Source organism: Blastopirellula marina DSM 3645, from assembly GCF_000153105.1.
GTDB classification, from domain to species: Bacteria; Planctomycetota; Planctomycetia; order Pirellulales; family Pirellulaceae; genus Blastopirellula; species Blastopirellula marina.
The window spans coordinates 3,183,661-3,192,402 of record NZ_CH672376.1 but is presented as its reverse complement, the minus strand read 5'-3'; the positions used below and the strand labels follow the sequence as shown (position 1 = coordinate 3,192,402).

Here is an 8,742-nt window from a genome sequence, read left to right as displayed (position 1 = left end):
CGCATGGGAGTGGTCACTTAGACAGATGCGGTCAGCGACTTGCCGTTGTCGCCGGGCCCCAGTTGCAGCAAAAAGGGGGCGCCAACTTCGGCCCATTTTTCGGCCGAGGAAAATCCCTTCGCGCTTTCCCCCAAACAAATCTGCAACATATCGGTGTTCACCGCGCCGGGACTAAACGGGACCGCCGCCATGCCGCGGGGTAATTCTTTCGCCAGCGCTAACGTCATTCCCTCTACCCCAAATTTGGTGCTGCAGTAAGGCGCTACTTTGGGCGAAACGGAACGACCCCAACCGGAACTGAAGTTGACGATCACGCCGCTCTCTCGCTCAACCATCGCCGGGACGAAGCTGCGGAGGACGTAGAACATCCCTTTCAGATTGACGTCCATTAAGTTGCTGAATTGTTCGGGATCAATCTCCCACAGCACTTTCGAGTCATTCATGAGCGCCGCGTTGTTGACCAGCAGATCGGGCGGACCATACTGGGCGATCACGTCGGCCCCCCAAGCTGCGACCGCTTCGTACTGCGTCACGTCGAGCACGTCAAATCGATGCGGGCCTCCCAACTGTTCTGTCAACATAGCGATATGTTCCGCATTCCGCCCGCAGCCGATCACCGTATGTCCCGCGTCGACAAACTTGGACACCAGCGCCCGGCCTAGCCCGCGGGTTGCTCCTGTGACCACAATAACTTTTGCTTCGCTCAATTCACGCGATCCTTTTTGCCGGCGGCCGTTCTATTCTATTCAGCATACGGCTACAGTCCGTTGGAGAAAACCAGAGCCGCCGATGATCCGTTACGTCCCCCAGACGCCGCTCCCTCCTTATTCCTACGTGCCAGGGATGCACGTTCATCCGTTGTCGCATCCAGACGGCCATAGCTATCAGATGCATCCGCCGCCGATCGAAACGCCGGTCGAGTTGCGAACCTGCGAAAGCTTTTTGTGGGGAATCGATCTCTTCAACGCCGGCTACTATTGGGAAGCGCACGAGGCCTGGGAAGCCGTCTGGCAAGCATTAGGAAGAGCAGGGGAGCGCGCCGACGCGATCAAGGGCTTGATCAAACTAGCCGCCGCCGGAGTCAAAGCGCGCGAAGCAGCGCCGATAGGCGTCGCGCGACATGCGGCCCGAGCGCTAGAACTTCTCTCCGCCGCTGACGAATCGATCTTGCCGATCCGTCTGTCCAAGATTCGCCAACTCGCCGCGGATGTCTCTGCGCACGCTGACGCCTATCTGAATCGAGAAGCGGCGCCGGTGCGTCGCATCTTTGCTGTCGCGATCACGACCGCGTGAAGAACAAGGTTTTGCAAGCTCGCCGCGAGTCGGCGCCGACGCTGACCCGTCGGCTTTTCTCGAAACGCGCACCCGGTTTACGAACCGACAATGCAGCCCATCAATAGCCCCTGCGCGGCTGCAGGGAAGAGATTTCTTTGTTGCAAAGCGTTAGTGAGGTCTTCTAGGACATCTACGACACCCTTTCCTTGGATTGCATTTATTGCAATCTGCTATTGCAAATTATTGCTTCAAATGAAGTGTCGATTTCATGCCAAATAGCGATACACTCGATTTTGTGATCCTGGCGGATGGTTGCGTTGTTCGCGGTAATATCCCGTAATATCATTCGGAGATTTCCTCTCATGGCTCGCACTTATCGACTCCTTCTCGCTTGTTCTTTTCACGTTCATCCGGCTGTTCAATCACCACCTTCCACCCGGAAGCCTTCTCGACCCACTCGCCGAGTTCGACCAGGCTTTACCCTGGTCGAACTGCTGGTGGTGATCGCAATCATCGGAGTCTTAATCGCGCTGCTGCTGCCGGCGGTGCAACAAGCTCGCGAAGCGGCGCGGCGTGCTACTTGTATCAACAAAATAAAGCAAGTTGGCCTCGCGTTACATATCTACCACGATACGCACAGCGTCTTTCCTCCGGCCGGCGTCAACTATGGCTGGTGCACCCTGGGAACTCCAGACCCCGATAGAACCACACATAACAAAAATGGTCTCTCCTTCCTGCTGCCTTTTCTCGAACAGTCGGCCCTCTACGACAGCATCAATCAAAATTCGGCCAACAGTGCCCAGAACACCGGCTATTGCTGCAGTTATACGGGAGCGGGTGCGCCGCTGGCTGGCGATCCGGCTGAAAATGCCGATGAGATGACGACCCTGCTCGATGTCTTTCTCTGTCCTTCCGATTCTGGAAGTACCCACTTAGGAACCAGCGCAGCCTATGGAACGACGGTCGCACCGGGGCCTGCCAAAACGAATTATGAATTGAGTTCAGATCAGACAATTAGCTGTAATTACTGGGCGACCCAGGGAGGAGCCTCACGTAAAATGTTTGGCGAAAACAGCAAGTGTAAAATCCGTGACGTCACAGACGGCACGTCCAATACGATCATGGTCTGTGAAACGACTCGGGAAGTTTACAACGGCGACGCGCCTGCCTGGGGGATGCGCGGCTGGGTGGCATCTGGCGGTGATGTCGATCCTGGGATCAACGTCTGGGACATACCGACTGGATGGACTCGCCCTGATGTTGGAAATTTAAACAGCTGGGGACAGGTCGGAAGCCTGCACAAGGGTGGTGCTCATTTCGCGTTGGGCAGCGGCGCAGTGAGTTTCTTTCCCGAGAATATGGACCTCACAATATTGATAGGGCTGGGAAAAATTTCTGATGGCTCTGTGGTGCAAATCCCTTAAGCCTGCTGATACCTTTCTGTTCTCTTTATTTGAGGTTATCCATGAGTGCTATCGAGTTCCGGCAGTTAATGATCGCGGTCGCCCTCCTGATAAGTGGAGTTTGTGCTGGTTGTGGACCCAGTCATGAAGGCCCTGAACTAAAGCCTGCTACTGGAATGGTGATGTTGGATGATAAGCCGCTGGTGAATGCCGACGTTTATTTTCTGCCGATCAATGACACGCCGGGTATCGGGGGAAAAGGCCGAACCCGAGAAGAAGGCGAGTTCGAAATTGTTTATTACCGGGGAGGTCAGGGTTTGCCGCCAGGCGATTATCGAGTAGCGGTAAGCTATCGTCTCATGCCCGATGGGGCGCCGGTTCCGGAAGATGACGCCACGCCTTCCATCGAATCGCCGGCCAGGGAATCACTCCCTTCCAGGTACTCAAGCCAGGAACAGTCTGCATTGAGAGCGACGGTGGCTTCGGGACAACCTGTGGAATTGAAGCTGACTACGAAAAAGTAGGGGAAAGCCCTCCGGTAATCCTCCGATCTTTCACAGAGAGGTTTGCGAATCCCGCTTCGCAATCCTCTCTTTCTTTGGCCCATCCGGCTTTATCGTGCGCCTCGTAGAAAAGGTCTCCGACTGTTCGGATAATTTTTATGAATCCCACAACCGCGGCGATCGGCGGTCCCATCGCGGTCAAGCTCCGCGTGGAATGAAAGCGCTGGGCGCCTGTCGCCGCGCCGCCAACTAAGACAGCCCATCTAGAGTGAAAGCGCGCCCCAGCTCTTGTTGATTCAGCTCTAAAATCGCATGTTCTGCGGCTTTACTCGCACTGCGCCTCTCTTAGATTCTCGACACGCGGGGCTGCCGGCATTCGCGTAACCTGCCGCTCCTGGGAAGAGAATTCCATTTAGTGCAGCGGTATTGCGTGAATCATCGGCATTCGCTCGCTTCACCCTATGATTGCATCAAACGCAAGCTCCCATTTCAAATTATTGTATCAAATGAAGTGTCGATTTTGTGTCAAATAGCGATACACTCGAACTTGTAATCCTGGCGGATGGTTGCGTTGCTCGCGGTAATATCCCGTTATATCATTCGGAGATTTCCTCTCATGGCTCGCTCTTATCAAATCCTTCTCGCTGATTCTTCCCATGTTCGGCCGGTTGTTCAATCACGACATTCCCGCTGGAAACTTTTTCGGCAAACTCTTCGCGTTCGGCCCGGCTTTACGTTGGTCGAACTGCTGGTCGTCATCGCGATTATCGGCGTGTTGATCGCGCTGTTGCTGCCGGCGGTGCAGCAAGCCCGCGAAGCGGCGCGGCGGATGGACTGTAGCAACAAAATGAAACAGTTAGGGCTGGCCGTACATAACTATGTTTCGACCCATAGTGCGCTGCCTGCGTCAAGTCGCGGGTACGGCGGATGCGACGATCTGGGGCCTGCCAACGGCGAGATCAAAAACGCCAATGGACTTGTTTCGCTGCTTCCCTATATCGAGCAACAAAACCTTTACGATCAATTCAACCATAAGGAAGCCTACGCGATCTCGACGACCCACCAAAAGGCGCTCGGCGGCGCCATCGTGGGAGACCCGGTCACCAATGGAAACGCCGCCTTAGCCGGAACCGAGCTAGAAGCGTTTCTTTGCGTTTCTGACAACAATCCGGTCAAAGGGCGATGCGTGGGAACCGCCTATGGCCCCGGCGGATCGTATTCAGGCGCCGCGACCAACTACGAGTTCATCGTTTCCTGCATCCCGGAACTTTATGATTGCAATGTCTATGCAAAAGCGTCTGCCGAAACAAAACGAATGTTTGGTTCCGACGTCAACACGCGTCTGGCCGAGGTTGTAGACGGCCTGTCCAACACGTTCATGCTCGGCGAGACCACCAAGTATCACGTCAACGGCGGCGCGTTTGCTTGGGCCTATCGCGGCTGGACCATGACCGGCATCGATCCTCATCGCGATGCGACCTACGGCGGCATCAACGTCTGGCATCAACCGTGGGCGCATGCGACTTGGGAAAACCCGCCGTTCACGCCCATTCGTGGTCGCGCACGCAGTTGGTGGGTCGCCGCCGCCAGCTTGCATCCCGGTGGTTGTCACTTCGTCATGGGAGACGGATCGGTTCAATTCATCGCCGAGACCATCGACAAGCCGACCTTACTCAATCTGACCACCATGGCCGATGGAAAAGTAGTGACGCTTCGTTAGCGCCTATTTCTCTTCGTAGCGCGAAGCGCAAGCGAGGGCTACGAAGAACAGGCCGGCTGAATATTCCCTATCTCAAGACACGCATGACCACCGCGATCATTTATCAAAATACATGGTGAGTTTGATGTTCCAGTTATCGAAAATATTCTTTGTCATATTCGCCATCGGCGCCGTCGGTTGCAGCGACCCAGGTCCAGCGCGATTTCCGGCCCAGGGAATCGTGACGCTGGATGGAAAACCGCTTCCCTATAAGAGCATCACCTTTTACCCCGTTAACGGAACCGACGGACAAGGCGCCTCAGGCAACTCCGACGCAGAAGGGAAGTTCAACTTGCTGACGATCGTTCCCGGCGCGGTGCGCGATTACCGCGGCTGCCAGCCTGGACGTTATCACGTGATTGTCCAGGAGCCGATGTTTCCCATCGACAAAGTCGATACCCAGGAAACGCCGCCACTCGATTCGATTCAAGGAGAAGCGATCGAAGGGATTGGGCCTCCCGCAGCAGAGATCGGCATGGTGCAGCCTGTCCGCCGCAAGAGCGCCAAAGATAGCGTCCCGTTGGTCTATCGGTCAGAGCGGACGACTCCCCTGATCATCGAAGTCGGAGCAGGGCTGGAACCGTACGAATTAATCCTGAATTTCAAGCTTTGAAGCCACGATCTTCACCCGTGTTCTAGATGCCTTCGGGAATTGCCAACATCCAAACGAACACGCGTCAACTACGGTCTAGCGACGACAATTTCAATATTCTTGTTCCCCTGAACTTCGATGACGATTTCCGAGGTCTCTGGGTCTTCAAATTTCCGTGCGACGATCGACTCTAACGTGAAGTCGGTGTCCGATTTTTGTACGAACGCCCGCACGGCGATTTTGTAGGTCCCATCGGGAACTCCTCCATCCATGTTTCCAATATTGACGCGGCCATTCTCAATTTTGCCAAACGTCTCGAAATTATTGGTGGTGAAACTGACCGTACCGGTGGGGACCGGCGCGCCATCTTCATAAGTGACCGTCGCCGTGACGGTATTTTCGTAGTTGCTCCAGCAGCCTACGACCAGCGGCAACAAGACGACCGCCGCACCGAACATCGCCAGATTAATCCGTTTCACTTGACTCTCCCAGTTTCAGAATGCCGCCGCCGAAATGACAATTCAACGCTCGGCGAATTACGACCAACCTTGCGTCGTCACGTCAGAACCTTGTTGAATAGTTCTGACGTTCGAGTTTATCTTCGCTCCGGTTGCAGGAACGAAAGGAGGGTTACTCCGAGATAACCGTGCCGTCGCTAATGTGGCCGTACTGGCGCCGCACCAGCTCAGGCGTCGTATTGGAAAGGTTGGTGACCGATCCGTCGGCAAACAGAAACTGACTGATGCCGGGGTGCCAACTGCCGAAACCAATCAAGATACTCGGCCGAACGTCGATATCATTCGGTCCGCGTCCCATGCGTGCACGAAGGTTGCGAGCGACGTTGTATTCGCGCCCCGTATGGCTGTTAAACAACCAGCTGCCGTCCGAATTGTCGTTGCCGCTGCAGCACTTGCCAATCTCTTTGGCCGCAACATGCTTTTCACCGATGATCGCCGTATTGCTGAGCCCATCCGTAATATTGGCAAACGAATTTCGCGACGTTCCTTGAGCCCAACGTTCAGGCGCCGCCATCGACGAGGGGCCAGGCTTCGCGACAATCAAAGCCGACTTCAGACGATTGGCGCTCGCCGTGTCGGCCGCGTCATGATGCTGCCACCACAGCGAATCGGTCAACGTAGAAGTCGAATAAACATCCAGGCCAATCGCGACGGCCGCATAGTCGCCCAGCGGGCCCCGACCCGAGCCGGTGGGGCGAATTGCTTCGCTCGAGGAGCGACGCGAAGGGCATGTCATATAGCTGATGTTGGCTAAGCCCGCTTTCTCGCTCTCATTCAGACGATCCCAATTGGTCTCCATCTCATCGCCCATGTGCGTCGCATTCGTCGCCGAATCAGCATTTCCGCCGTTCAACATGTCGAACGCCGCGCGTTGTTCCATCTGCGGCAAAATCTGCACGAAAAAGCTCGCACGGCCCGAGTTCAACACCAGCGGAGGGAGCTTACCAAACGTGTCGTGCCAGTTGTGCACGCCCAACCCCAATTGCTTCAAGTTATTGGAGCACTGCATGCGTCGCGCGGCTTCCCGCGCTTGCTGAACGGCCGGCAAGAGCAGCGCGATCAACACGCCGATAATCGCGATAACAACCAGCAACTCCACCAAGGTAAAACCTCGGATTGATCGATTTGGTGACGGCATAACTTTCCCTTAAGACGAACGAGACAATAAAAACAACGATATATATCTATCAAATGAGCGAACAACCAAAAACCATTATGTCACGTCGCTCATAACGGCAATCATCTACAACCCAATGAGATGCTTTGCATCTCCAAAACACGAATTGACCGATCGATCGACCGACGCCGCATCTCTTTCGCCCGAAGCGGAAAAAGCGTCCCGGCGGAGGCAAGATCAACTCTCCCAGTGGCCTGATTAAATCCGAAGGAACGTCTTTTTCGAGAATGCATTTCTACAACGATTGCAACGCGCGAAAAATGGGGCCGACAAGCCGGCTAGCACTCGGGGAATCCTCAGCCGGCGCGATGTCTGGGCCTGTATCCGCGGAAGAAATTGGATTCAAACAACATCCAATCAAGTCACCGCACGCCGATTCCGCCAAAGACCGCAAGCAATTCATCACTTTCGGACAACAGCAAGCCAGACATTGACCACAACGCTGGACCGCGTCAACAAAGTATCGGCATCCGGCAATAAACGATCATGCTTGCCACGACATTCGCAATTTCGTTATTACCAGACCCCACCGATTCGGCAGTATACAGACGCCCCCGAACAACGTCAATGTTTTTCGCATGACTTATTTATAATGCTGCCCCTTATACTCATCTAATACCGCAAGCATCCCAGGTCGCCGTGGCGCGAGATCGCGTTGCCCCAGTTACTTTGTTGGACTATCATTCATGCGGATTCGGCCATTTGCAGTTCGACCCCAAGTAGAGCGGCGCTTTCGAGTCCACGCATATTCCCTTCCACGACTTCCTCCACTCTCGATGCCGATCGCCATGTCACGAGCAACGCTTCTCTTTCTTTTCGCTTTCTGTCTTCCGATTCGCTTGCTGATTGCCGAAGAAGCGGCCCCCGGGCAGTCCCAAGCGGAAGCAGCGCTGAAAGCCCCTCCAGTCGAGGATCGGATCGAAGGACTTTGGGACGTCACATGGGAGCGGTTTTATCTGCCGCGAACCCATCTCTTCTATGATTACTTGTCGAGCTATGCGCCCGGCCGCGGACTCGATCACTTGCCGTCGCTGGACGAGATGCTACGTGAATTTCCGAACGATTGCGGCTATGACACCGGTATGGAAGACGGCATGATCTCGGCAGGCGTCATGATGTCTTTGGTCGTGGATAAATATGCGGTGACCGGAGACGAAGCGTTGCGCCAGTCGGCCAAAGACGTATTTGCCGGTATCAAGCTTTCGGCGACCGCCCACGGCGTACCAGGATTTCTCGCCCGCGCCGTCAGCGCCGACGACTTGAAGACGATCTACCCCAGTACGTCTCGCGACCAGTACACGCATGCCGTCCACGGCATGTGGCTCTATTCGCGCAGCCCTCTCTGCAGTCCCGAAACGCGAACCGAAATCGGCGAGATTCTCTCGGCCGTCGCCGATCGCATGACGGCGACAGTGATCGAAGCGAACAACTATGATTCGCTCCGAGCCGACGGCGCTCGCGCAGTACGCGGCAATAGTCGGATGTGGCACGTCAAAGGGCACGAAGTCGCGCGCC

At 55.3% G+C, this 8,742-nt stretch carries 8 protein-coding genes and 1 pseudogene; 6 read left to right on the top strand and 3 right to left on the bottom strand.

The annotated features are described in order from the left end of the window. Positions 1-17: 17 nt before the first annotated feature. Complete coding sequence (locus DSM3645_RS14945; protein ID WP_040351871.1) at positions 18-707, bottom strand: SDR family oxidoreductase; 690 nt, start codon at positions 705-707, stop codon at positions 18-20. Between the two features lie 82 nt (positions 708-789). On the opposite strand from DSM3645_RS14945, the gene DSM3645_RS14940 reads away from it, so the two are divergent. The 5 genes from DSM3645_RS14940 to DSM3645_RS28375 all read left to right on the top strand — a co-directional run bounded on the left by DSM3645_RS14940 (position 790) and on the right by DSM3645_RS28375 (position 5,553). After that, a complete protein-coding gene (locus DSM3645_RS14940; protein WP_050769388.1) occupies positions 790-1,293 on the top strand; it encodes a DUF309 domain-containing protein in 504 nt (167 codons plus the stop codon). A 344-nt stretch (positions 1,294-1,637) separates the two neighbouring features. Then, on the top strand, positions 1,638-2,699 hold the full coding sequence (locus DSM3645_RS14935; RefSeq protein ID WP_081444838.1) for a DUF1559 domain-containing protein: 1,062 nt from the start codon (positions 1,638-1,640) through the stop codon (positions 2,697-2,699). Between the two features lie 41 nt (positions 2,700-2,740). Further along, positions 2,741-3,202 (top strand): carboxypeptidase-like regulatory domain-containing protein, encoded by a 462-nt coding sequence (locus DSM3645_RS14930; RefSeq protein ID WP_002653054.1) that lies wholly within the window; start codon positions 2,741-2,743, stop codon positions 3,200-3,202. 595 nt (positions 3,203-3,797) lie between these two features. After that, positions 3,798-4,901: a DUF1559 domain-containing protein gene (locus DSM3645_RS14925; protein ID WP_081444837.1), complete on the top strand. Its 1,104-nt coding sequence runs from the start codon at positions 3,798-3,800 to the stop codon at positions 4,899-4,901. Positions 4,902-5,025: 124 nt separating this feature from the next. Next, a complete protein-coding gene (locus tag DSM3645_RS28375; protein WP_116344502.1) occupies positions 5,026-5,553 on the top strand; it encodes a hypothetical protein in 528 nt (175 codons plus the stop codon). A 68-nt stretch (positions 5,554-5,621) separates the two neighbouring features. Here DSM3645_RS28375 and DSM3645_RS14915 read toward each other — a convergent pair whose 3' ends face one another. Together DSM3645_RS14915 and DSM3645_RS28370 are read right to left on the bottom strand one after the other, a co-directional pair. Continuing rightward, complete coding sequence (locus DSM3645_RS14915; RefSeq protein WP_002653050.1) at positions 5,622-6,011, bottom strand: hypothetical protein; 390 nt, start codon at positions 6,009-6,011, stop codon at positions 5,622-5,624. Between the two features lie 151 nt (positions 6,012-6,162). After that, on the bottom strand, positions 6,163-7,188 hold the full coding sequence (locus DSM3645_RS28370; RefSeq protein ID WP_050769387.1) for a DUF1559 domain-containing protein: 1,026 nt from the start codon (positions 7,186-7,188) through the stop codon (positions 6,163-6,165). 827 nt (positions 7,189-8,015) lie between these two features. Here DSM3645_RS28370 and DSM3645_RS30650 point away from each other — a divergent pair. Then, positions 8,016-8,742: pseudogene (locus DSM3645_RS30650) on the top strand (hypothetical protein); the annotation flags it as partial.

Excerpts from the sequence above, each read along its gene's own strand:
- DSM3645_RS14930 (WP_002653054.1), top strand. The coding sequence starts at position 2,741 with ATGAGTGCTATCGAGTTCCGGCAGTTAATGATCGCGGTCGCCCTCCTG.
- DSM3645_RS14925 (WP_081444837.1), top strand. The coding sequence starts at position 3,798 with ATGGCTCGCTCTTATCAAATCCTTCTCGCTGATTCTTCCCATGTTCGG.
- DSM3645_RS14940 (WP_050769388.1), top strand. The coding sequence starts at position 790 with ATGATCCGTTACGTCCCCCAGACGCCGCTCCCTCCTTATTCCTACGTG.
- DSM3645_RS14935 (WP_081444838.1), top strand. The coding sequence starts at position 1,638 with ATGGCTCGCACTTATCGACTCCTTCTCGCTTGTTCTTTTCACGTTCAT.
- DSM3645_RS28375 (WP_116344502.1), top strand. The coding sequence starts at position 5,026 with ATGTTCCAGTTATCGAAAATATTCTTTGTCATATTCGCCATCGGCGCC.
- DSM3645_RS28370 (WP_050769387.1), bottom strand. The coding sequence starts at position 7,188 with ATGCCGTCACCAAATCGATCAATCCGAGGTTTTACCTTGGTGGAGTTG.